This window comes from Chitinophaga varians, from assembly GCF_012641275.1.
Taxonomy (GTDB): domain Bacteria; phylum Bacteroidota; class Bacteroidia; order Chitinophagales; family Chitinophagaceae; genus Chitinophaga; species Chitinophaga varians_A.
In genome coordinates this window covers 1,077,724-1,101,234 of record NZ_JABAIA010000001.1, presented here as the reverse complement: position 1 = coordinate 1,101,234, position 23,511 = coordinate 1,077,724, and the positions used below count along the sequence as shown (strand labels likewise).

Here is a 23,511-nt window from a genome sequence, read left to right as displayed (position 1 = left end):
ATGCCAACTTATCAGATGGTAATAAAAGATAAATTTTGTTTAAAATATATATAATTTTATACGATTTTTTGTTTACCTATACCGGTCCCTATATGAATAGATTTTTACTATTGTTTGTTTTATTATTTGGGTTGATCCCTTGGCATGCTTCGGCAGCAACGCCCAAAACACCTGCTAACACGATCGTCCTCAACTGGTCCCGCAGCATAGATTGTTTCAGCAACAGGGCTATGTTTCAGTTTTATGTGCCCTATGCCTACACTGATGTGGACAGTTGCGCCGTAAACCTGGATGATGGACTGGGATGGCAAGGCTACCTGCCCAACTGGACTTATAGCGCCAGGTACCCCACAGACGGAGATAAAGCCATCCGGATTTGGATTAAAAAGAAAGACGGGAGCTACGATTCCCTGACGACCCCCATTAATATTGTGGACACACGGGTGTTGTTTGGATTTCCGCCGAGAGATAAATTTGTGTCCGCTGACGCTTATCCTTTTACGGAATGTGCGCCTACGATGGAAAATACGGTTGTCAGTCATCGCTGGGAATTTCAGCAAAGAACATTCGATGGTGATTGCATAGAAGTGAAATCTCCGGGAATGTACATCCGGCAAACCACTTCGGCAAACTGCGACCGTTATATCCGGGATACTATCTATATAAAAACGGAAGACTATTTGAAAGCTGACTTTAGAATAGTTGATTCGTCAACGGTGAATTGTGGTGTAGCCTATCTGGAGAGTATGTCGCATGGAACAGGTGGAATAGTTGACACCAAATGGGTATTGAATAACAATATCACGTCGTCGCAATTAGTTCCGCCATCGTTTTATCTTCAGGAGGGTCCTAATCAGGTAAAGTTAATTGTTACCAGCCAGTCTGGCCGGAAAGATTCAGTGGAAAAAATCATTTTCTATGAATCTTTTCTGCCCGACAGGGTAAGACTTATAGAAGATTCGGCTATCCATGTGGGAGATGTATTCAGGGTATCATATGACCGGTCCAAAGCTTTTCGCCCGCCTTATCTGATGCCGCCCGCTAAAGTAGAATGGTCTACTGGTGCAACCACCGAGGAAATAGACATTACGGAGCCAGGCAGGTATTGGGTAAGGGTAACCCCTTGCTCTTTAAACCCGTCCTGGACCTATTCTGATACGCTGGTATTGGATAAGTTTCGTATGAATATCGTGGAGCGCCACGACGAGAACAGTCTGACATACATTTTTGGCACTCAGAGCAATTATTATAGCCCCAGCACATACCGATGGGTTTTTAGCGACAATACTACATTTACAGGAGACTTTGGAACGCATGTTTTTCAGCGCCCTGGTACTTATCTGGTAACAGTTTATCGGGAAGATTCAAAAGGCAGGCGCGATTCAGCGCAGCTGTCCGTTGTTGTGACCGCACCGGTCCTGAAAGCCGCTTTGACTTATCAACAGGAAGCAGGGCGCATTGTCCGCTTTACCGCCACGTCCACAGGTACTCCCGGCAAGACACCGCTATATAGCTGGAGTTTTGGTGATGCTACCGGTGAATCCGGTATGAACGTCAGCCACACCTATGCAGCTGCCGGAAAGTATTGGGTCACACTGACAGCACGCGATACTGCTACCGGCATGGTGGATTCCGTAAGACGGCAAATAACTGTATGGCCAGACCTTGATCTGGGAAAGGACTTGGTTTTCAGGGGCATGCCGATTATATTAAGGCCTAATGCGCCTTTTTATGGCGATACCAGTGTACACTGTTTTTGGCAGCCCGGAAACCTGGACATGCCCGAGCTGAAGGTAGTGGGATATGGTACCTACGCCGCCAAAGTTATTACAGCTGACGGCTTTACGACTACAGACACCCTTGTGGTGCTGAAAGACAATACGCCCTTCTCTGATTTCTTTAATACAGGCCGGAGTACAGATGGTAAACTCACCATGATATTTGCCGCCGGCGAATCTGTAAAATACCAGGGTGCAGCGCACTGGGATTTCGGAGACCGTTCTCGCATTGACACGGGCCTGAACCTGCCGCATACTTATGCTGCTCCCGGGTATTACGATGTGAAAATGTGGAGAGGCCTTTATCCGCTGGACACTGCCCGTAAAAGAATATACATCGCTCCTCCTGTAAGGATAGACCTCGGACCTGATGTAGTAATGCCAGCCAGCCAGCAGCTTACGCTGGACGGTGGCCAGGCGCTGCTGGACTCATTTTACCGTACCAGCAACGAGGTAAACTGGAAATGGTCTACCGGCGCTACCAGCAGGAGCATTACGGTTACCTTGCCTGGCGCTTATTCGGTTACAGCCTCTGCCTATGGTTTTTCCTCTACAGATACCATCATGGTGTTGCCCACCGTTGGCACTAACCCTGAAGGGACCATGAACTACTACGCAGCTGAAGGAAGTGCCACAAAAATATACTTTGAAAACACTTCACAAATGCCGTTGCTGGACAGCACCATTTGGCTGATGGGCGATGGCAATATGGTAAAACTGGGCGGTGTCGAAAAAAGAAAAATGTCCTACTCCTATCAGGTACCTGGAACATATGAGGTAACTATGTTGTCAAAAACATCAGATGGCCAGTTACATCAAATCAAAGAGCAGGTGAAGGTATGGCCGGAGCTGGACCTTGGACCGGACACCACATTTATGGGCCCGACCATCGCTTTAAAACTGAATGCTCCCTATCTCAATGACCCCGCTGTTAACTGCGTATGGTACCCTGGTATTGTCAGCGGCCATCAGTTGAATGTTACTGCGCCGGGCACCTACTATGCCAAAGTAACCACCAGTCACTATACCGGTGTGGACACAGTACATGTAAAGGATGGCGGCGTATGGGATAATTTTGATTTTGCACAGAATAACGGACGGTTCCTGGTCCGTTTTGTGACTTATCATTTCAGAGGCTACAGAGGACCAACCCATTGGTCTTTTGGCGACGGACCTGTTACAGATACTTCCCTTGTGGTGGACCATCAGTTCCCCGGGCCTGGTACCTACACCGTGAAAATGTGGAAGGGCTTTGATCTGAAGGACACTATCTACACAATCACCAAACAGGTAACCCTGTTGCCGTTAGTGACAGTGGACCTTGGCCCCGACCGGCGCATGAAAGATTCCTCCGGTATCACACTGGATGCGGAAACGGCAGTAGACCCTGTATTTAAGGGAGACAGAGAGATCTCATGGAAATGGTCTACCGGGGAAACAAGCCGCGTGGTAACGCTCAAACTGCCGGGCGTATATAGCCTGACAGCTACACGTTATGGCATCAGTTCAGTTGATACGATCGAAGTACTGCCACCGTTGTCAAATAATCCAACAGGTAGCATGACATATACCTCTAAACCAGGGGATGCGTCCAAGCTTTATTTTGAAAACACCTCACAGATAACCGGACTAAGTGACACACGTTGGTCATTTGGAGACGGAACAGGAGATTACCTTACGTCCAGCCGGACTATAGAACACACCTTCGCACAAGCTGGTACCTACACGGTTACCATGCAGTCACAGACCAATGACGGTTATCGTTTCACCATTACAGAACAGGTGAAAGTATGGCCTCCGCTGGACCTTGGCCCGGATGTGACCTATAACGGCCCCACCATCGAACTGAAAGTAAACGATCCTTATTTCTATGATCCCGCTGTCAATGTGGTGTGGTACCCGGATGTCGTGAGCGGAAAATACCTGCGTGTCAACAAGGCAGGCACTTATTATGCAAAAGTTACAGCGCCTCATTATGAAGGTGTAGACACCATCCACGTGCTAAAAGGCACTTTTGTGGACGACTTTAGTTATGCCGTAAACACCGGCAACCGTCTCAGCTATAATTTTGCGCCATACGTTGCACCTGGTGATGCCCGCACCCCTTACTGGCTGTTTGGGGATGGCTCTCCGAAGGACAGCGGAACATTTGTTACGCATGTGTTCCCGGCATATGGCGACTATCGGGTGAAAATGTGGAAAGGTGCCGGTAACGGAGATACGATCATCAAGATAGTAAAAGTAATGCCAGTACTGGTGCCGGACTTTAGTTATACCGTTAATGCCAATACAAAAGAAGTCACCTTCACCAACGTTTCCCAAAATATGGATGAAGGACAATTCCGCAGCGAATGGGAGTTTGGCGATGGGGCTACCGGTGTCCTGGATGGCAAAAGCAATCTTACTATAACACATAGATATGCCGCTACCGGTAGCTATCGTGTCAGAATGAAAGTGCGTGACAACATTGCCGGCACTGGCGACACTACAAAACAGATAACCATTGCAGGACTGCCGTTGCCGCCCACGGCCGGCTTTACGGCCATGCGTGCCATCGACGGGAAATACACCATGAATTTCACCAATACCTCCGTTGTTAAAACCGGCAATGCCAGCGCTTTCTGGACTTTCGGCGATGGAACTTCGGCTGTCAGTTGGAATACAGCACATACCTACGCTGCGCCGGGCAGTTATCTGGTGAAGCTGCTGGTGACAGACAGCCTGGGCATCAGGGATTCTGTAATTAATACTGTCTATATCCGTCCACGTATCAGCATCAACCTTGGCCCTGACACCGTGCTGCGCGACGGCCAGCCGATTCTGCTGGAAGGCTACGATGCTATCGGCGGGGCGATGAATGACATTTATTGGTTATGGTCCACCGGCGACACGACGCACCGGCTGCAGATCAATACGCCGGGCACTTACTGGCTGCGTGCTACTATGTATGGTCAGACTGTTGCAGATACAATTGTGGTAACGCTTCCGCACGTAGGGCCGACAGCGGGTTTTGAGGCCAAACGTGCGAACGATGGTTTATACACCATGAACTTCACCAATACGTCTATCGTTAAAACCGGCAATGCCAGCGCGTCCTGGAGCTTCGGCGACGGAACTTCGGCCGTCAGTTGGAATACAGCACATACCTACGCTGCGCCGGGCAGTTACCTGGTGAAGCTGCTGGTGACAGACAGCCTGGGCATCAGGGATTCTGTAATTAATACTGCCTATATCCGTCCACGTATCAGCATCAACCTTGGCCCTGACACCGTGCTGCGCAACGGCCAGCCGATTCTGCTGGAAGGCTACGATGCTATCGGCGGGGCGATGAATGACATTTATTGGTTATGGTCTACCGGAGACACTACGCACCAGCTGTTTGTATCTGCGCCGGGCACTTACTGGCTGCGTGCTACCATGTACGGCTATACGGTTTCCGATACGGTTATAGTGAAACTGCCTGCGGCCTTACCGCCGGTGGTGGACAGCAATGCCGCCGTGGTGCAGGTGAAAGACAGTGTGCCGGTGACAGTAACATTCCCGGTGGCACGTAATGCAGATAACGTATATACCATACAGTTAGCCAATGCCGACAACGGCCCGGTACCTGGTGCAAGGGCAGAAGCGCCGGTCGTGACGGATATCGTCAGCTTCCCGTCGACTAGTTCGCGGGTGTCTGCCAATGTTAAACTGCCGGACAATTTGCCTTGCGGAAAACAATACCGCATCAGGGTAATGTCCAGCAGCCCGGCAGAAAGCAGCGCCTGGTCACAGCCTTTCGAAGTGAAAAATATGCCGGCGATACCATTGATAGCGCAACGTGGCGATACGCTGGAATCATCTGTGGCAGGCGCTTATCAGTGGTACAGGAACGGTCTTCCGGTGCAGGGCGCTACCAGCAGGGCTATAAGGGCCAAAGCAGATGGCAGCTATCAGGTACAGGTAAGCGCCGGTGGCGATTGCAATGCAATCTCTGCGCCGCTGGCCATGGTGATCACCGGCCTGGAGGAAGCCAGACTGACAGCCAGCGTGCTGACGGTCTATCCCAACCCTTCTTCCGGCGCGGTATACCTGCAACTGGAAAAGCAGCCTGCACAGCCATTATTGATCCATGTGTACAACACTTCCGGCAGGATCGTTCACAGCCTGTTGATGAAAGACAAACAGACAGTGATGGACCTGGGCCATATGCCGAAAGGGTTGTATTATGTGCAGGTGAGCGGCAGGGAAAAACAAAAGCCGGTGCTGATAAGTATTCAATAAAATCAATAAAAACAGGCATTTAAAGCAGGCGGATAACGAATCCCGGGCGATACATTAAACAGCTTTCAGTATTTGCTGTTTTTCGCTCAAAATTCGTTATTCGCCTGTTGTTTTTTCCAAATCAGCTTTCCTTATATTTGGTAGATTATCCAAACAAGCCAAACAATCTTAATAAACAGATGAAAGAAGTTTTTATAGTAGCCGCGGTCCGTACACCTATTGGTGGTTTCAACGGTACACTGGCCGGCGTTTCGGCCGTAAAGCTGGGTTCTGCCGTTATTAAAGCTGCATTGGAGCGGGCAGGAGTAGATGCCGCTAAAGTGAATGAAGTATATATGGGCAACGTGATCAGTGCGAACCTGGGGCAGGCACCTGCCACACAGGCCAGCCTGGGCGCAGGTTTGCCGAATACAGTGCCCTGCACCGGTGTCAACAAGGTATGTGCTTCCGGTATGAAAGCCATTATGCTGGGCGCGCAGAGCATCCTGCTGGGGGATAACGATATTGTAGTGGCCGGCGGTATGGAGAATATGAGCGGCGTACCATATTACCTGGATAAAGCCCGTACCGGTTATAAACTGGGCCACGGCACGGTGACAGACGGCATCATCCGCGACGGCCTCTGGGACCCCTACAAAGATTTTCACATGGGCAATGCTGCAGAACTTTGCGCAGCAGAATATAAGATTACCCGGGAAGACCAGGACGCCTACGCCATCGAAAGCTACCGCCGTGCTGCTGTTGCCTGGGAAAAAGGCTACTTCAAAAAAGAAGTGGTGCCGGTGGAAATACCCGGTAAAACAGTGGTGACAGTGTCCGAAGACGAAGACTATAAAAAGGTGATCCTGGAAAAAGTGCCTACACTGAAACCCACTTTCCAGAAAGATGGTACCATCACCGCTGCCAACGCGTCCAACATTAATGATGGCGCTGCTGCCGTGGTACTGGTAAGCGGAGAAAAACTGAAGGAGCTGGGCCTGAAGCCGCTGGCTAAAATTATCAGCTTTGCCGATGCCAACCAGGCGCCGGAATGGTTTACCACTACCCCGGTGAAAGCGGCGGAAAAAGCGCTGGCCAAGGCCAACCTGAAAATCACTGACATGGATTTCGCGGAGGTGAACGAAGCCTTCTCCTGCGTGCCCATTGCCAATGCGAGAGACCTGAACATGCCGCTGGACAAAGTGAATGTATGGGGCGGAGCAGTCGCTATGGGACACCCGATCGGTTGCAGTGGCGCCAGAATAGTGGTGACCCTCAATTCCATCCTGCATGAAAACAATGCCCGCTATGGCCTGGCTGCCATCTGTAACGGTGGTGGCGGCGCCAGCGCGATGATCATAGAAAAAGCATAATTTGATTTACGATTTTTTGATTTTGGGATTTTGCGAACATCTCCCGAAATCCCAAAATCAAAAAATCGTAAATCAAAAAATTTATTCCAGCGCCAGCAGCGTGTCTTTCCGCATCTTCCCATAACCCCATTGCACCAATACGCTGTCTTCTCCCTTTTTCTTTAACCGCAGGTTGCTTACGGCCTGACGAGGTTTAATCACATCAGGTGTAATTTCTTCAAACAGCCAGTATTTGTCTGTGACCATGCTGTAGGCAGGCGTTACCGACAGAATGCCGCTTGTTTTGCTCTGCAGGGCGTGGTCATCATCGATGGTGTACCGGCGAAAGTCGCTGTCAGACAACAGGGTGAGCGTTACCACCAGTGTCAGGATACGCAGCGGCGGGATAACGAGGCCCAGCAACAATACAAACGGGAAACTGAAGAGCACTGTCAGATAGGCGTGCCTGGCATCGGTACCGGGCTTGCTCAGTCCATACAGGACCATGCCGCTGCCGGCATAAAGCGTGAAGAAGATGCGCTCCGTTTGGGTGCCTTTAAATCCATATCCGTTGATCATCAGCAACAGGCAGATCACCGAAAAGAATAGGAATATGATATGGACATACCAGGTGAGTGCCAGTGCTACCGGTGATTTTACCTTCTTGATTTTGCAGGATATCGCGGTGAGAAAACTGATCGTGAGAATGGTCAGCGTAACCATAGGATAAGGTATATGTTTTAATATTTTAATATTTAAACGAGATGGAAATAACCGGTAACCGACATTAATTAGATAAATATAAATTTAAATATAAAATTAATTAAATGTTTAAATAATCAAATAGTTAAATATTTATGGGCTGGCTGTCATATTAATTATTAATCCTTTGCTTTTTCACCAACAAACAATATTTTTGCCCTGCCTTACGACAATCAGGCACTTAAACTTTCAAACTTTATTAAGAATAGCATGCGTCAGATAGCTTTCAGACAAGCCTTAAGAGAAGCCCTGCAGGAGGAATTTCGCCGTGATGAACGGGTATTACTGATGGGGGAGGAAGTAGCCGAATACAATGGTGCTTATAAAGTGAGCCAGGGAATGCTCGATGAGTTTGGTCCAAAACGTGTGATTGACACGCCGATCGCTGAACTTGGATTTGCTGCCATTGGCGTTGGTGCTGCACAGAACGGCCTTCGCCCGGTAGTGGAATTTATGACCTGGAACTTCGCAACACTGGCTTTAGACCAGATCCTGAATACGGCTTCCAAAATGCTCGCCATGAGTGGTGGCCAGGTTGGCTGTCCGATCGTTTTCCGCGGGCCTAACGGCTCTGCCGGTCAGCTGGGCGCTCAGCACTCTACAGCTTTTGAAAGCTACTATGCTAACATCCCCGGCCTGAAAGTGATCTCCGTGTCCAATCCATATGACGCGAAAGGTTTGCTCAAAGCGGCTATCCGCGATGACGATCCGGTTGTTTTCATGGAAAGTGAAGTGATGTACGGCGATATGGGCGAAGTACCGGAAGAAGAGTACATCATCCCTATCGGTAAAGCTGACATCAAACGTGCCGGTAAAGATGTGACCATCGTTTCCTTCAATAAAATGATGAAAGTGGCCCTCGGCGCTGCGGAAGAACTGGCGAAAGAAGGCATCGAAGCGGAAGTGATCGACCTGCGTACTATCCGTCCGCTGGACTGGTTCACCATCCTCGAGTCTGTTAAGAAAACCAACCGCCTGGTGATCGTGGAAGAACAATGGCCGTTCTCCAGCGTTTCTTCTGAAATCGCTTACCGCATCCAGAAAGAAGGTTTCGACTACCTGGACGCTCCGATCCGCCGTATCACTGCTCCTGATGCTCCGATGCACTACGCTCCCAACCTGGTGAAGCTGTACATGCCGGATGTTGAACGCACCGTGAAACTGGTAAAAGAAGTAATGTACATGAAGAAATAATTCCCCTTCGGAACATAAAAAAACGGCGAAGATATCCTCTTCGCCGTTTTTGTTTTTATACAGTAGTTCAGGCAAACAAGTCGCTCGACAGGTACCGGTCGCCCCGGTCACAAATAATGCCCACGATCACGCCACCAGTCAGTTCCCGTGAAAGCCGTAAAGCCGCTGCCATGGCTCCGCCGCTGCTCATACCACAGAAAATGGCTTCTTCCTTTGCCAGTCTTTTGGTCATCTCCCTGGCCTCTTTTTCATCGATCTCCATGGTCACATCCACCCTCGATTTATCAAATATTTTAGGGAGATAGGCCTCCGGCCATTTACGGATACCCGGTATTTTGGAGCCATCGGTAGGCTGACAGCCCACAATCTGCACCGCCGGGTTCTGCTCCTTCAGGTACTTTGATACGCCCATAATGGTGCCTGTAGTGCCCATGGCGCTCACAAAATGGGTGACCTGGCCGGCCGTGTCCCGCCAGATTTCAGGGCCGGTGGTTTTATAGTGCATGCCGTAGTTGTCCGGATTGGCAAACTGGTTCAGCATCACATAGCCGCCTTTGGCCACCTGTGCATTGGCATAGTCAATGGAGGTCTCCATAGACTCTTCCAGCACCACTCTGGCGCCATAGGCCTGCATGGTCTGTACCCGCTCCAGCGTGGAGTCGGCCGGCATCACCAGGTCTATCTCGATACCGAACAAATTGGCGATCATCGCCAGCGCTATGCCGGTATTGCCGCTGGTGGCTTCTATCAGCCGGGTGCCCTTGCGTATCTCACCCCTGTCCAGCGCTCCCTTGATCATGCCATAGGCGGCCCGGTCCTTCACACTGCCACCGGGATTGGTGCCTTCCAGTTTAGCATATATTTTAACGTCCGGGTTCTCCGGAATCCGTTGTAATTCCACCATTGGCGTATTGCCAACGAGGTCCAGTATTGTCGCCATAATCGGTAGTTATTCGTGATTGCTCTCCAGGTACTTATGCTCTGCTTTGTAATAGATACGGGAAAAAGGCTCAACGCTCCGTATCAGCCATACGTTGCCGCCTATAACACTGTGATGGCCTATTACCGTGTCGCCGCCCAGGATGGTGGCGCCGGCATAAATCACCACATGCTCTTCGATGGTCGGGTGCCGCTTGCTGCGCGCCATCGTCTTTTCTATACTCAGGGCCCCCAGCGTTACGCCCTGGTACAGCTTTACATGCTGACCAATAACGGTGGTTTCTCCAATAACAATACCGGTACCGTGGTCTATGCAAAAAAACGGCGCTATCACCGCTCCCGGATGAATGTCAATACCGGTGCGGGCATGCGCCAGCTCCGTGATCATCCTGGGCAGCAGCGGTATCTTCAGTTCGTACAGGGCATGCGCCATACGGTAAGACGCAATGGCATAAAACCCCGGATAGGCACGGATCACTTCATACAGGCAGGTCGCTGCCGGATCGCCCTGGAAAATGGCGTTTGCGTCTTTGGTCAGCTCATCATATATCTGTGGCACCCTGCTCATGAAATCCCGGCTGATATGGCCGGCTTCTGCGGGCAACTGATGCTGCATCGGCAGCAACAATGTCTCCAGCTGTTTCTCCAGTTTGCGCCCGTACTCTTTTAATAGTACGGGATCGGCCATCACCTGGCCGGTGTGTTCGGGGAATAACCAATTAATCAGACTATTGGCAAAATCACTTACAACACTTGTGGCGGGATAAGCATTTGCGGCAGCCAATTGGTGTCTCCGCTTCAGTTCTTCCAAAAAATCGCTCATATGCGGAAGGAATTACAGATCTGTATTCGTTTGTATTATAAAATTACACATATTCCCTGTAAAGTTAGTAGACTTTTCATTTGGGAATTTTAACATCGGATATTTTGATATTTATCTGCCGCGAAGATAGTCATCTGTTAATTTACGTAAATTGAATGCGGTCATTCTTCGGAGTAAATTGTCAAATAACTACCTAACAAAGTGGAAAATAGCCAAATCTCCGTTATTTTTGGCGCTGATTACTACCGGGCTATACCGGTATTATAAATCTCAAATTCGCTATGGCTAACATTTTAATTATTGACGACGAAAAAAGCATCCGTAAAACACTCACTGAAATTCTGAGCTATGAAGGGTATAAGGTAGACGAGGCTGCGGACGGCTTGGAAGGATTTAAAATGTTCCAGGCAAAACAATACGATGCCGTATTGTGCGATATCAAAATGCCTAAAATGGATGGCTTGGAATTTCTGGAGAAAGCCCGGGAAATCAACCAGGACGTGCCCATCATCATGGTGTCCGGCCATGGTAATATCGATACTGCCGTTGACGCTGTGAAAAAAGGCGCCTATGACTATATCTCCAAACCACCGGACCTGAACCGCCTGCTGATCACCCTGCGCAATGCCATGGACAAAACCAAGCTGGTGACAGAAACAAAGACCCTGCGCCGCAAGGTCAACAAAGTGCCGGAAATGATCGGTTCTTCTGCGCCCATCCTGAAAATCCGTGAAACGATCGAGAAGGTGGCGCCCACCGATGCCCGTGTACTGATCACCGGTGAAAACGGGGTAGGGAAGGAACTGGTGGCCCGCTGGCTCCACGAGCGCAGCAACCGCGCCGCCGGCCCGATGGTGGAAGTCAACTGCGCGGCCATCCCCAGCGAACTGATAGAAAGCGAACTTTTCGGCCATGAAAAAGGCTCCTTCACCTCCGCTGTTAAACAACGCATTGGTAAATTTGAACAGGCGAGCGGCGGTACCCTTTTCCTCGACGAAATCGGCGATATGAGCCTCAGCGCACAGGCTAAAGTGCTCCGTGCCCTGCAGGAAGGGAAAATCACCCGCGTGGGCGGCGACAAGGAAATCAGCGTGGACGTGCGTGTGGTGGCCGCTACCAATAAAGATCTGCTGAAAGAAGTGGAAGACAAAAACTTCCGCCTCGACCTCTACCACCGCCTGAGCGTCATCCTTATTCACGTGGCGTCCCTCAACGACCGCCGCGATGACGTGCCACTGCTGGTCGATAACTTCCTCGATGCTGTGTGCTCTGAATACGGCATCGCCCGCAAAGGAATTGACAAGGAAGCCATGAAAGCGTTGCAAAACCACAACTGGTCAGGTAATATCCGCGAACTGCGCAACGTGGTGGAAAGACTGGTGATCCTCTCCGGTAAAACCATCACCACAGAAGATGTGGAAGACTTTGTAGTACCTAACCGCGAAAGAAAAAAAGCAGGTTCCTGAATCTGAAAATAATATGTCCAGACAGCTGTATCTCATCAGTGGCCTCGGGGCTGACGAACGCATCTTCAACAACCTGCGTTTCCCGGCCGGCTATGACATACACCACCTGAAATGGATTGACCCGCTTCCCGATGAGCCCATCAGCAGCTATGCCACCCGTATGGCGGCCGGCATTACCGCTGATGGGCCCATTTCTTTGATGGGCGTGTCTTTTGGCGGTATCATGAGCCTGGAGATAGCCAAGGTGCGGCCCATTGCCCAGAACATCCTGGTGTCCAGCATCAAACACACTACTGAAAAGCCGCCATATTACGACTGGGTACGCAAGCTCCGGCTGCACCAGTTGCCGGACGCCGTCATCTACCGCCAGCGGGGCCTGGTAGTAAAGAAGTTCCTCAATATCGAAAGCAGGGAAGAAGATCAGCTGGTAAAGGAATATCTCAATAAGAGCGATTTCACCTACACCCGGTGGGCCGTGAACACTATCCTGCACTGGAAAAACGATACCGTGCCGCCCAACCTGGTACATATCCACGGGGCCAAAGACATGCCCTTCCCCATCCGTTTTGTAAAGCCCACTCACGTTATTCCCGATGGCGGCCACTTTATGGTGCTCAACCGGGCGGCGGAAGTCAATCGTATCTTAAGCGAAACGCTGCTCAGCTAAGACCAACCGCTTATCAGCCACCCGCGCCCTCCAGGGATTTTCTACTGCTGCTTTAAAACATTATTTTTAATTTTAATAGTTATAGCGGTATTATTTAAGCTATTTTTAAGAAAACTTTTCCATGGGAAAAGCTACTCACTAACAACAGAATATTATATTTGCCTTTTTAAGCATCTAATAAGCGTATCTGAATGAATCTGGCATTTTGGAAAAAAAATAAAGAAGGTCAGCCAAAGAAAAAGAAATCTACGGCGAGAGAATGGTTAGACGCTGGCATCTTTGCTATTATAGCAGCCACGCTTATCCGCACTTTTATTTTTGAGGCCTATACCATTCCTACACCTTCCATGGAAAAGACCTTGCTGGTAAATGACTTCCTCTTCGTCAGCAAGATCAGTTACGGTCCCCGGATTCCCATGACGCCGCTGGCCATGCCTTTTGTGCATCATACCATGCCGTTCACCAAATCCACCAAAGCTTACTCTGAAGCCATTAAATGGAAATACAAACGCCTCCCCGGTTTCTCCGATATCAAAAGGTATGACGTAGTGGTGTTTAACTTCCCTGAAGGAGATACAGTGGCTATCGACGCACCTGATCCAAGTTATTACAACATGGTGAGACAGAACGGTTGGGCGGCAGTCAACAATTCCTATCAGATCATTCATCGCCCGGTAGATAAAAGGGAAAACTATATCAAACGCTGTATGGCGGAAGCCGGCGATACCATCAAAATCGTACACGGCGCAGTATATGTGAATGGTCAGCCGGCACCGGTGCCTCCAGGCAGCCAGCATAAGTACGTGGTGGAAACAACCGGCGATCAGCTCAACGCCAGCCGTCTGGAAGAACTGGGCATTACCGGCCCGGAATATACGTTCGACAACAACAAATACGTGTACAACCTCACACCGGACAATGTGGCTGCCCTGAAACAGTTCCCGATCGTTAAAAACATCAGTGTATACGAGGAGTCCAACTATGTTGATTTTAACTACAACATGGTGTTTCCGCACGATACTGCGCACTTCAAATGGACAGAAGAGAACTTCGGGCCGCTGTATATTCCGAAGAAAGGCGCTACCGTTAAACTGGACGACAGCAACATTGCCATATATGACCGCGTGATCCGTGTGTACGAAGGCAATACGCTGGAACGTAAAGATGGCAAATTCATCATTAACGGCCAGCCTGCGGATTCTTACACCTTTAAAATGAACTACTACTGGATGATGGGGGACAACCGCAACAATTCCCTCGATTCCCGCTTCTGGGGCTTTGTACCGGAAGATCACGTGGTAGGTAAGGCATGGCTGATCTGGATGAGCTATGGCGACAACGGCATCCGCTGGAGCCGCTTGTTCAGGGGTATCAAATAAGCACTGGCTGAAAATATTTTTTAAAGTAAATTACGGACTGGCATATTGCCGGTCCGTAGTTGTCTTTACCCCCTTACAGCCCCGTTTGCAGGCGTATCCCGGTAAAGGCTATACGTAACAGCTTCACACTTTTTTTATGGAGAAACAATTACAACAATTTGAGTTTTTGGTATATAATGATATTACCGGTCTGGATGATAAGGACGCGTGGTTACTGAAAGAGGCCCGTGATGTGACCCGTCATGCCTATGCACCCTATTCGCATTTCCAGGTGGGTGCGGTGATACGGCTGGTCAATGGCGAAATTGTGGCCGGTTCCAACCAGGAAAATGCCGCTTTCCCCGCCGGCCTGTGTGCGGAAAGAGTGGCTTTGTCTGCTGCCTCCTCGGCCTATCCGGACGTGCCGGTAGACACTATCGCTGTCAGCTATAACAATATGCACGGCGACAGTAACCATCCCATTTCGCCCTGTGGCGTTTGCCGGCAAACGCTGGCAGAATATGAACTGCGCCAGGAAAGCCCGATACGCCTCATCCTGGGTGGACTGAGCGGCAAGGTGTATGTTATCAATAAGGCCAATGACCTGCTGCCGTTAGGGTTCTCTGCATCCGACATGACTGAAAAATAATCCAACTTGTTGATTATTAAATTATTATCATCTTAATAATAAAATATATAAATATTTAAATAATATTATCTTTGTAGGGAAGCCTACACATGATGACCTATCGCCTTGTCCTATGTTTGCCTGTTGTGATGCTCAGCATGGCCATTCACACTGTTACCGCGGTGCCGTTAACCAAATGGTACGATAAAGCCCGTGATCTTTACCGCGAAGGTATTGCCTTCAGAAAATCCGGTCAGCATGAAGCTGCCCGCCTGCGCTTTGCTGCGGCCATTAAGGCAGACAGTGCTTTTACTGCTGCCTATAGTGCCCTGGGAGATATTTACTTTGAGAGAAAATCATACGCGGACGCCCTGATCTGTTGCCGTAAAGCACAGCAGCTGGGAGCGGTCAATATGAGCCGGCAGATAGGACTGAGTTATTACTACCTGCATCAGTATGAAAACGCGCTGGAAGCGCTGCAACAGGCCCTGAACGAAGAACCAGGCAATAAAATGGTGCCTTACCAGCTGGCACAGCTTTACGCGCAGCTGGGCAACTACCGGGAAAGCATACACTATTATCAGGAAGACCTGTTGTTGGACAGCACGCATATCGCGGCCTGGTATGAACTGGGCATGATGTGGTTTAATGTGACCGAACCGGCGAAAGCGGTACAGGCTTTTGAAAAAGCCGCCATACTGGGATGCAAACAGGACGCGCTTTTTCTGTTCAACACCGGCGCTGCGTGGTTGCAACTGCAGGAAACAGAGAAAGGCATTGCCTGTCTGCTGAAAGCACAGCAACTGCAACCAGATGATGAACAGGTGGGCTTCAATCTTGCGCAGGCCTTTTATGGAAAAGGAGATTTTGAAGCGGCTGTTGCCCAGTGGGAAAAGGTGTTGTGCTTGCAGCCAACAAATGCATTTGCTATGTTTATGCTCGGAAAGTCGTATATGGGTAAGGGTGAGACGGAGAGAGGCATGGCCCTGTGTGACAAAGCGACGGCTACAGGCACTATCAGATAACATTGAACAAACATTATTTGCCACAGTGAGGAAGGATTAAAAACAACGTATCAAGGATTGGCAAGCTCCTTTTTCGTTGCTGCTAGCTGTGGTATTTTCTTCGGCAGTTTCGGCCACGGCGGCCGTAAGCTGCTAACGCTGCGGCCCGTGAGGACCGCAGCGTTTATTTTTTATATGAAAAAAGGCAAAGCTTTCCGGCTTTGCCTTTTCATATTTTTATGCCGGGTAAGATTACATCCGCTCCGGTACATTGATGCCCAACAGCTTCATACCCTGACGGATAGTGTGTGCGGTGAGGGTGATCAGTTGCAGTCTTAATTTTTTCTTGTCTTCATTTTCTTCCCGCAGTACGGAGTAAGTATATACGCCGTCTACTTTGGCAGCATAGAAGGAGTTGAACGTCTGCGCCAGCAGGAACACGTAGTTGGCGATAACAGACGGGCTCATTTCCCTGTGCGCTTCTACTACAGCACCTTCGAACTGTTCGTTCAGCACAATCAGTTCTTTTTCCAGCGGCAGCAGTTCGCCGTGGTAGCGGAAATTCTCAAGACCTTCCACAGGACCAACGTCCCGCAAAATAGACTTGATACGGGCATGCGCATACTGGATAAACGGACCGGTAAAGCCGTGCAGGTCGATGGATTCTTCCGGATTGAAGATCATTTTTTTCTTCGGATCTACCCGCAGCAGGAAAAACTTCATGCCACCCAGGCCAATGGTTTCATACAGCTCATTCAGTTCCGCTTCCGTGATATCGCTATGCTTTTGCAGGGCTTTTTCGGTGGCTTCTTTCGCGGTATTTACCATCTCTTCAGCCATATCGTCCGCGTCCACTACAGTGCCTTCCCTGCTTTTCATCCGGCCGTGGGGCAGTTCCACCATGCCATAACTGAGGTGGTAGATACCTGCAGCAGAAGGTTCGCCCAGTTTTTCCAGGATCAGCTGCAGTACTTTGAAGTGGTAGTTCTGTTCATCGGCTACCACATAGATGCTCTGTTCCATGTGATAGTCGTTGTACTTCAGCCGGGCGGTGCCCAGGTCCTGCGTCATATACACAGAGGTGCCATCGCCACGAAGCAGCAGCTTTTCGTCCAGTCCGTCAGCGGTGAGGTCTATCCATACGGAGTTGTCATCTTTTTTAAACAGTACACCTTTTTGCAGGCCGTCTGCCACGAGGTCTTTGCCCAACAGGTAGGTATCGCTTTCATAGTACATTTTATCGAAGTCGATGCCCAGCCTTTTATACGTGGCGTCAAATCCTTTATATACCCAGCTGTTCATGGTTTCCCACAGGTGGCGTACTTCCGGATTACCGGCTTCCCACTGTTGCAGCATGATTTTAGCCTGCTGCATGATCTCCGTTTTATTACGGGCCATCTCTTTGATGTCGCCCATAATTTTGGCGGTTTTATCTTCGTCGGCTTTTACTTCCGGCTTGTGCAGGGCGGTTACCAGTTTTGTCAGTTTTTCCACGTCGGCGCCTTCGAAGTCCTGGAAATCGTTTTCCAGTACCCGGTCGATGATAGGCTCGGCCTGTTCTTTTACTACGCTTTCAAATTTCACGTAGTAGTCGCCCACGAGGTGATCGCCTTTGATGCCGGTCGATTCCGGGGTATCGCCGTGTGCAAACAACTGCCATGCGAGCATGGATTTACAGATGTGAATACCACGGTCGTTCACGAGGTTTGTTTTAATGACCTCGTATCCATTGGCTTTCAGGATTTCCGCAATGGAATACCCCAGGAAGTTATTACGCAGGTGCCCGAGGTGCAACGGTTTGTTGGTATTGGGGGAAGAGTATTCCACCATGATCCTTTTGCCGTTGGCGGGTTGTATGCCGATGTTGCTGTTGTTATGGTTTTGCTGCAGGAAAGCAGTCCAGTAGTCCTGGTTGATGTCCAGGTTGAGGAAGCCTTTTACCACGTTAAAACCGGCGATCAGTTCCGGTTGGTTGGCAGTGAGCCAGGTGCCGATGTGCTGAGCGGTTTCGTCGGGTTTTTGTCGGCTGAATTTGGTGAACGGGAAAACAACAATGGTATACTCACCCTGAAACTCAGGCTTGGTCACATTGATCGAAACGTCGGCCAATGCGATGTCCTGGTTATAAAGTGATTTAATGGCAGCAACAGCCGCCGTTCTGATTGATTGTACAACACTCATGCTGAAAATGATTAATGCGAGGAGCAAAGATAGTTGAATTACGAATTACGAGTTACGAATTACGAATTAAGGGCTTCTTTATGGGAAGTTTATTTACTGACCTCTCCATAAAAAAGCCCTTAATTCGTAATTCGTAACTCGTAATTCGTAATTCGTAATTCGTAATTAGAACATATAAAACAGACCGATCTGTGCTACGGAATTTTTGTTGGTGGTTTTATCGGAGTCATAGATGTTGGTCAGTCCAAAGTTGTAACGGCCGGATACGCCCAGGCCCATGTCAAACTTGTAACCGAAACCTACGCCGATGCCAAAGTCCACTGTTTTCATCTGGTCTTTGATATCTACAGACACGTTGCCGCCTTTCACTTTGGCACCTGCCAGGATGCCCAGCTGCGGGCCTGCTTCGAGGTAGAAGGCCGGAACGATGGAGTATTGCACCATGACAGGGATATTGATGTAATCTGTTTTCAGTGTGCCTTCTGTGGTGATCAGGCCACCGAGGTAGCTGGACTTCAGTTTGGCGCCTTGTCCGGAGTACAACAGTTCCGGCTGGATAGCCCAGTTCTGGTCCAGTGCGATGTTTACGAGACCGCCGGCATAGAAGGAGGCACGGGTTTTAGCGGAGCTTTCGTTGGTGATTTTAGCGAGATTGAGGCCGCCTTTTACACCAAATTTCACTGTTTGTGCTTTTACTGCCAGTACAGTACCAATGGCGAGTATACCAGACAGAATAAGTTTTTTCATGATATGTATTTTTTGCTTCGCCCCTCATCCCAAGAAATATGCCGGATTTAATCAGTCCATAAAAAACTACGGAACGGGGAATCCTTATAAATCCTTCAGCATCCAGCTATCACAGCCAAAATGGCCGGTATTGCCCATGGGGCCTGTCAGGTACCTGAAACCGAATTGTTCATATACCTGTCTTGCCCTGGCCAGCCGGGGATCTGTTTCGAGATAGCACTGGGTGTAACCGTTGGCTTTGGCATATTCGAGGCTCAGCGTGATCAGCTTGCCGGCGAGGCCTTTGCCTCTGGCAGCGGGGAGGAGGTACATCTTCTGCAGTTCGCATACATGGTCTTCACCGCCATCGAGCGGATGAATACCGGCGCCACCGAGGATAACCCCGTTTTCTTCTGCTACAAAATAGGTGGCCCGTGGTTTATTGTAGATGTCGGACAGGTGATCGGTCGTAGGATCGGTATAAACGGTCCCGGGCACGTCCATTCCGAATTCTGCGAGGGAGGTCCTGATAATGTTGGCAAGCGTTGGGTTGTCGGCAGGCGTGATTGTTCTGATTGTCATAGTTTCCATGTCAAAGTTTCCTAATCCTCTAAATTACAAATTAGGCTATAAAAAAAGCGAAGGTTGATGAAACCTTCGCTTTTTCCGGAGAGATGATCAACAAATATTAGAAGATGGTGAATTCGACCCTTCTGTTTTTCTGTCTGCCGGCAGCGGTTTTATTGCTGGCAATGGGCTGTGTCATGCCATAACCCACGGCTTCAATTTTAGAGGCGTTTACACCTTTGGCTACCAGGTAGGATTTTACGGATTCTGCTCTTTCTCTGGACAGGGCCAGGTTGCGTTCCTTGCTTCCCACGTTGTCTGTATGGCCGCTGAGTTTGAGGTTCAGGTTTTTACGTTTGAGCAGTTCTGCCACCCTGTCAAGCGCCGGGTAAGAATGTGCTTTAATAGTGGCTTTCGCGAAGTCGAATTCCAGGTTCTGGATTGCTTCCTTCACGATACGGGTATCTTCTTCCGTGATGACCACCTTTTCTTCCTTCTTCTCTATAACCGGGGCCGGCAGCGGACATCCGGCGCCATCTACAGCGGTGTTGGCCGGAGTGCCGGGGCATTTATCGAAGAAGTCGGAAACGCCGTCTCCGTCGCTGTCTTTGGTCAGTTTGTCCACGTCGGCTGTCAGCCTTGCATTAGCCTGGTTGGCAGCGTCGAGGGCTGTGCGGAGGGATGCTTTTTGTGCTTCCAGCTCATCGTAGGTGGCGGCAGCAGGGTTATGCCACTGCAGCTGGGGCTTGCCTTTTTTGCCAAGGGCAAACTCCAGTCCGGCGTAGCCATAGGAGTATTTGTCCTTGTTGGGCCCATAGTTGCGGCCGTCGAGGTTGTCCGCATCCACATAATTCATAGTATAACCGAGGTCGAGGTTGATGAATTCAGATAATCTGAACTTCAGGCCGGCGCCTACCGGGATGATCAGCTCCTTGATGGTGCCATCGGGTTTATAATCGAAGGAAGTGTTGCTGCCGGTGGGAGTGAGCGTAGGGCTATAGCCGGCGATACCGCCGCCCACAGAGCCATACAGCATGACAAAGTTTTTACGGAACAGCCAGTTGACCGTTGTGATATTAAATACCGCGTTCAGGGAAGCGGACCATTTGAGTTTTGTTTCAAAGGAGCTGTAAGGACTAACAGGCGGCTGGCCATTGCCCCAGTTTTTACTGTTGTCGGCTTTTAATTTACCGCCTACATAATCGGCTCGCAGGGCCATAAAGTGCAGTATCTGGTATTTTACATAGGCGCCATAACCGCCGGAGGCCTTCCATTTGGTAAAGTCGTTACTACCGCCGGTGGCAGCCACTGGGGCCAGCAGGCCGCCATTGATACCGATTGACCATGTTTTGTACTCCTGGGGGCCTTTAAATAGCTGTACGGTGGGAACAGCAGACGTCGTTGTTTGGTCCTGGGCATTGCTAAAGAGGGGCAAAAGGGCCATAAGGGCACAGGATGCCCGCCAGATAATGGATTTGTTCATAAGAAAACACTTAAGTGATACAATTGCTTTTGTCTGATAAAATGATACAAATACAGGTAAGAGACGAATAGGCTGCTAAAGAAAGGCGAGGCTAAGAACGGGTAACAGAACTACACAAATGGCGATGCTGCCTGGCCATTTTGTCGGGTCTTACAAATGACTAAATAACCAAATAATCAACTCACTTGTTCAAATATAGGACACCTGACTGACATAATTTCATATTTTTTTGCTTGGCATAATCATTGACAAACCTAAGACAAATACGACTTTTAACTTACAACTAAAGGAGAATCTTAATACTATGGGAAAAATAATAGGCATTGACTTAGGAACTACCAATTCATGCGTTGCCGTTATGGAAGGTAACGAACCGGTAGTGATTGCCAATGACGAGGGAAGGAGAACGACCCCGTCAGTAGTGGCATTTTTGAAAAACGGAGAAAGGAAAGTAGGTGACCCCGCAAAGCGTCAGGCTATCACTAACCCCGTTAATACCATTATGTCAGTGAAACGTTTCATGGGACGTCATTTTGACGAAGTATCCAACGAATTGACACACGTTAGCTACAAAGTGGTAAGAGGTGATAACAACACCACCCGCGTTGATATTGACGGCAGATTATATACGCCGCAGGAGATTTCCGCGATGATCCTGCAGAAAATGAAAAAAACGGCCGAAGATTACCTGGGCCAGGAAGTAACCGAAGCAGTTATCACTGTTCCTGCTTACTTTAACGACGCTCAGCGTCAGGCTACCAAAGAAGCCGGTGAAATTGCCGGTCTGACTGTACGCCGTATCATCAACGAACCTACTGCAGCCGCCCTGGCTTACGGTCTCGATAAAAAACATACCGATACCAAAATCGCTGTATTTGACCTCGGTGGCGGTACCTTCGATATCTCCATCCTGGAACTGGGTGACGGTGTGTTTGAAGTAAAATCCACTAACGGTGACACGCACCTCGGTGGCGACGACTTCGACAAGGTGATCATGGACTGGCTGGCCGACGAATTCAAAAAAGACGAAGGTGTAGACCTGCACAAAGACCCGATGTCCTGGCAGCGTCTGAAAGAAGCGTCCGAAAAAGCTAAAATCGAACTGTCTTCTTCTGCTGAAACAGAAATCAATCTTCCTTATATCACCGCTGTTGACGGTGTGCCTAAACACCTGGTGAAAAAACTCACCCGTGCTAAATTTGAGCAGCTGAGCGACAGCCTGGTGGAAAGAACACTGGAACCTTGCCGCAAAGCCCTGAAAGATGCAGGCATGAACACCTCTGAGATCGACGAAGTTATCCTCGTAGGTGGTTCTACCCGTATCCCGAAAATTCAGGAAGTGGTAGAGAAATTCTTCGGTAAAAAACCGAATAAAGGTGTAAACCCTGATGAAGTGGTAGCCGTAGGTGCTGCTATCCAGGGCGGTGTACTCACCGGTGAGGTGAAAGATGTACTGTTGCTCGACGTTACACCACTGTCCCTCGGTATCGAAACCATGGGCGGTGTGATGACCAAACTGATCGAATCCAACACTACCATCCCGAGCAAAAAATCCGAAACCTTCTCTACTGCCGCTGACAACCAGCCAAGCGTGGAAATCCACGTACTGCAGGGTGAAAGGCCAATGGCAAACCAGAACAGGACCCTCGGACGCTTTATCCTCGGCGATATTCCTCCGGCTCCGCGCGGCGTTCCGCAGATCGAAGTGACCTTCGATATCGACGCCAACGGTATCCTGCACGTAACTGCCAAAGATAAAGGCACCGGTAAAACGCAGAATATCAAAATCGAAGCTGGTAGCGGTCTGAATAAAGACGAGATCGAAAAAATGAAAGCAGAAGCGAAAGCCAACGAATCAGCCGATAAGGAACAACGCGAAAAAATCGAAAAGCTCAATAAAGCAGACAGCCTGATCTTCCAGACAGAAAAACAACTGAAAGAATACGGCGATAAAGTTCCTGCTGATAAAAAAGCAACCATCGAAACAGCGCTGAATAAACTGAAAGAAGCCCACAAATCCCAGGACAGTGCACAGCTGGATGCTGCTACTACTGAACTGGAAGCTGCATGGACCGCTGCTTCTGAAGAAATCTACAAAGCAACGCAGGGCCAGCCGGAAGGCGCTGCTGCAGGAGGTGCCGGCCAGCAACAAGGCCAGCCTAACGCAGGCGCAGACGGTGTTACCGATGCAGAGTTTGAAGAAGTGAAATAAATCCATTTGCGGATTTTTTGATGTACGATTTTCTGATTTCGTACATTGATAAACAAAAAGACCGAAGCGAATAACTTTCGCTTCGGTCTTTTGGCTTTTATGTGGTCCAATCGCTTTTGTCATCCCCGA

At 49.4% G+C, this 23,511-nt stretch carries 16 protein-coding genes; 9 read left to right on the top strand and 7 right to left on the bottom strand.

Annotated features, from left to right (window positions below):
* The first annotated feature begins 92 nt into the window (after positions 1 to 92).
* On the top strand, positions 93 to 6,041 hold the full coding sequence (locus HGH92_RS04430; RefSeq protein WP_168869542.1) for a PKD domain-containing protein: 5,949 nt from the start codon (positions 93 to 95) through the stop codon (positions 6,039 to 6,041).
* A gap of 179 nt (positions 6,042 to 6,220) precedes the next feature.
* A complete protein-coding gene (locus tag HGH92_RS04425) occupies positions 6,221 to 7,393 on the top strand; it encodes an acetyl-CoA C-acyltransferase (RefSeq protein WP_168869541.1) in 1,173 nt (390 codons plus the stop codon).
* Between the two features lie 81 nt (positions 7,394 to 7,474).
* On the opposite strand, the gene HGH92_RS04420 is transcribed toward HGH92_RS04425, so the two are convergent.
* On the bottom strand, positions 7,475 to 8,095 hold the full coding sequence (locus HGH92_RS04420; RefSeq protein ID WP_168869540.1) for a hypothetical protein: 621 nt from the start codon (positions 8,093 to 8,095) through the stop codon (positions 7,475 to 7,477).
* 249 nt (positions 8,096 to 8,344) lie between these two features.
* On the opposite strand from HGH92_RS04420, the gene HGH92_RS04415 reads away from it, so the two are divergent.
* Positions 8,345 to 9,328: a pyruvate dehydrogenase complex E1 component subunit beta gene (locus tag HGH92_RS04415; protein ID WP_078672086.1), complete on the top strand. Its 984-nt coding sequence runs from the start codon at positions 8,345 to 8,347 to the stop codon at positions 9,326 to 9,328.
* 67 nt (positions 9,329 to 9,395) lie between these two features.
* On the opposite strand, the gene cysM is transcribed toward HGH92_RS04415, so the two are convergent.
* Together cysM and HGH92_RS04405 are read right to left on the bottom strand one after the other, a co-directional pair.
* A complete protein-coding gene (cysM, locus tag HGH92_RS04410; RefSeq protein ID WP_168869539.1) occupies positions 9,396 to 10,268 on the bottom strand; it encodes a cysteine synthase CysM in 873 nt (290 codons plus the stop codon).
* 9 nt (positions 10,269 to 10,277) lie between these two features.
* The gene (locus HGH92_RS04405; protein ID WP_168869538.1) at positions 10,278 to 11,090 is read right to left on the bottom strand and encodes a serine O-acetyltransferase; all 813 of its coding nucleotides are present in this window, start codon (positions 11,088 to 11,090) and stop codon (positions 10,278 to 10,280) included.
* Between the two features lie 281 nt (positions 11,091 to 11,371).
* Here HGH92_RS04405 and HGH92_RS04400 point away from each other — a divergent pair, with 281 nt between their 5' ends.
* The 5 genes from HGH92_RS04400 (at position 11,372) to HGH92_RS04380 (ending at position 16,234) form a co-directional block, all read left to right on the top strand.
* Positions 11,372 to 12,556 carry a sigma-54-dependent transcriptional regulator gene (locus HGH92_RS04400; protein WP_168869537.1) on the top strand — a complete coding sequence of 395 codons (1,185 nt, stop codon included), beginning with the start codon at positions 11,372 to 11,374 and terminating at the stop codon, positions 12,554 to 12,556.
* A gap of 13 nt (positions 12,557 to 12,569) precedes the next feature.
* Positions 12,570 to 13,223: an alpha/beta fold hydrolase gene (locus tag HGH92_RS04395; RefSeq protein ID WP_168869536.1), complete on the top strand. Its 654-nt coding sequence runs from the start codon at positions 12,570 to 12,572 to the stop codon at positions 13,221 to 13,223.
* Between the two features lie 191 nt (positions 13,224 to 13,414).
* Positions 13,415 to 14,602, top strand: coding sequence for a signal peptidase I (lepB, locus tag HGH92_RS04390; protein ID WP_168869535.1), 1,188 nt, complete (start codon positions 13,415 to 13,417; stop codon positions 14,600 to 14,602).
* Positions 14,603 to 14,738: 136 nt separating this feature from the next.
* Positions 14,739 to 15,230: a cytidine deaminase gene (locus tag HGH92_RS04385; protein ID WP_168869534.1), complete on the top strand. Its 492-nt coding sequence runs from the start codon at positions 14,739 to 14,741 to the stop codon at positions 15,228 to 15,230.
* A gap of 89 nt (positions 15,231 to 15,319) precedes the next feature.
* Positions 15,320 to 16,234: a tetratricopeptide repeat protein gene (locus HGH92_RS04380; RefSeq protein WP_168869533.1), complete on the top strand. Its 915-nt coding sequence runs from the start codon at positions 15,320 to 15,322 to the stop codon at positions 16,232 to 16,234.
* A 231-nt stretch (positions 16,235 to 16,465) separates the two neighbouring features.
* On the opposite strand, the gene argS is transcribed toward HGH92_RS04380, so the two are convergent.
* From argS to HGH92_RS04360, 4 genes are all read right to left on the bottom strand, one after another.
* A complete protein-coding gene (gene argS / locus HGH92_RS04375) occupies positions 16,466 to 18,394 on the bottom strand; it encodes an arginine--tRNA ligase (RefSeq protein ID WP_168869532.1) in 1,929 nt (642 codons plus the stop codon).
* Positions 18,395 to 18,559: 165 nt separating this feature from the next.
* Positions 18,560 to 19,141: a porin family protein gene (locus HGH92_RS04370; protein WP_168869531.1), complete on the bottom strand. Its 582-nt coding sequence runs from the start codon at positions 19,139 to 19,141 to the stop codon at positions 18,560 to 18,562.
* Between the two features lie 84 nt (positions 19,142 to 19,225).
* Complete coding sequence (locus tag HGH92_RS04365; protein WP_247654825.1) at positions 19,226 to 19,702, bottom strand: GNAT family N-acetyltransferase; 477 nt, start codon at positions 19,700 to 19,702, stop codon at positions 19,226 to 19,228.
* 106 nt (positions 19,703 to 19,808) lie between these two features.
* On the bottom strand, positions 19,809 to 21,170 hold the full coding sequence (locus HGH92_RS04360) for an OmpA family protein (RefSeq protein WP_168869529.1): 1,362 nt from the start codon (positions 21,168 to 21,170) through the stop codon (positions 19,809 to 19,811).
* Positions 21,171 to 21,474: 304 nt separating this feature from the next.
* Here HGH92_RS04360 and dnaK point away from each other — a divergent pair, with 304 nt between their 5' ends.
* Positions 21,475 to 23,382, top strand: a complete 1,908-nt coding sequence (gene dnaK / locus HGH92_RS04355) for a molecular chaperone DnaK (RefSeq protein ID WP_168869528.1) — start codon at positions 21,475 to 21,477, stop codon at positions 23,380 to 23,382.
* Positions 23,383 to 23,511: the final 129 nt, after the last annotated feature.

Coding starts and splice junctions, on each gene's coding strand:
- HGH92_RS04430 (WP_168869542.1), top strand. CDS start 93: ATGAATAGATTTTTACTATTGTTTGTTTTATTATTTGGGTTGATCCCT.
- HGH92_RS04425 (WP_168869541.1), top strand. CDS start 6,221: ATGAAAGAAGTTTTTATAGTAGCCGCGGTCCGTACACCTATTGGTGGT.
- HGH92_RS04420 (WP_168869540.1), bottom strand. CDS start 8,095: ATGGTTACGCTGACCATTCTCACGATCAGTTTTCTCACCGCGATATCC.
- HGH92_RS04415 (WP_078672086.1), top strand. CDS start 8,345: ATGCGTCAGATAGCTTTCAGACAAGCCTTAAGAGAAGCCCTGCAGGAG.
- cysM (WP_168869539.1), bottom strand. CDS start 10,268: ATGGCGACAATACTGGACCTCGTTGGCAATACGCCAATGGTGGAATTA.
- HGH92_RS04405 (WP_168869538.1), bottom strand. CDS start 11,090: ATGAGCGATTTTTTGGAAGAACTGAAGCGGAGACACCAATTGGCTGCC.
- HGH92_RS04400 (WP_168869537.1), top strand. CDS start 11,372: ATGGCTAACATTTTAATTATTGACGACGAAAAAAGCATCCGTAAAACA.
- HGH92_RS04395 (WP_168869536.1), top strand. CDS start 12,570: ATGTCCAGACAGCTGTATCTCATCAGTGGCCTCGGGGCTGACGAACGC.
- lepB (WP_168869535.1), top strand. CDS start 13,415: ATGAATCTGGCATTTTGGAAAAAAAATAAAGAAGGTCAGCCAAAGAAA.
- HGH92_RS04385 (WP_168869534.1), top strand. CDS start 14,739: ATGGAGAAACAATTACAACAATTTGAGTTTTTGGTATATAATGATATT.
- HGH92_RS04380 (WP_168869533.1), top strand. CDS start 15,320: ATGATGACCTATCGCCTTGTCCTATGTTTGCCTGTTGTGATGCTCAGC.
- argS (WP_168869532.1), bottom strand. CDS start 18,394: ATGAGTGTTGTACAATCAATCAGAACGGCGGCTGTTGCTGCCATTAAA.
- HGH92_RS04370 (WP_168869531.1), bottom strand. CDS start 19,141: ATGAAAAAACTTATTCTGTCTGGTATACTCGCCATTGGTACTGTACTG.
- HGH92_RS04365 (WP_247654825.1), bottom strand. CDS start 19,702: ATGACAATCAGAACAATCACGCCTGCCGACAACCCAACGCTTGCCAAC.
- HGH92_RS04360 (WP_168869529.1), bottom strand. CDS start 21,170: ATGAACAAATCCATTATCTGGCGGGCATCCTGTGCCCTTATGGCCCTT.
- dnaK (WP_168869528.1), top strand. CDS start 21,475: ATGGGAAAAATAATAGGCATTGACTTAGGAACTACCAATTCATGCGTT.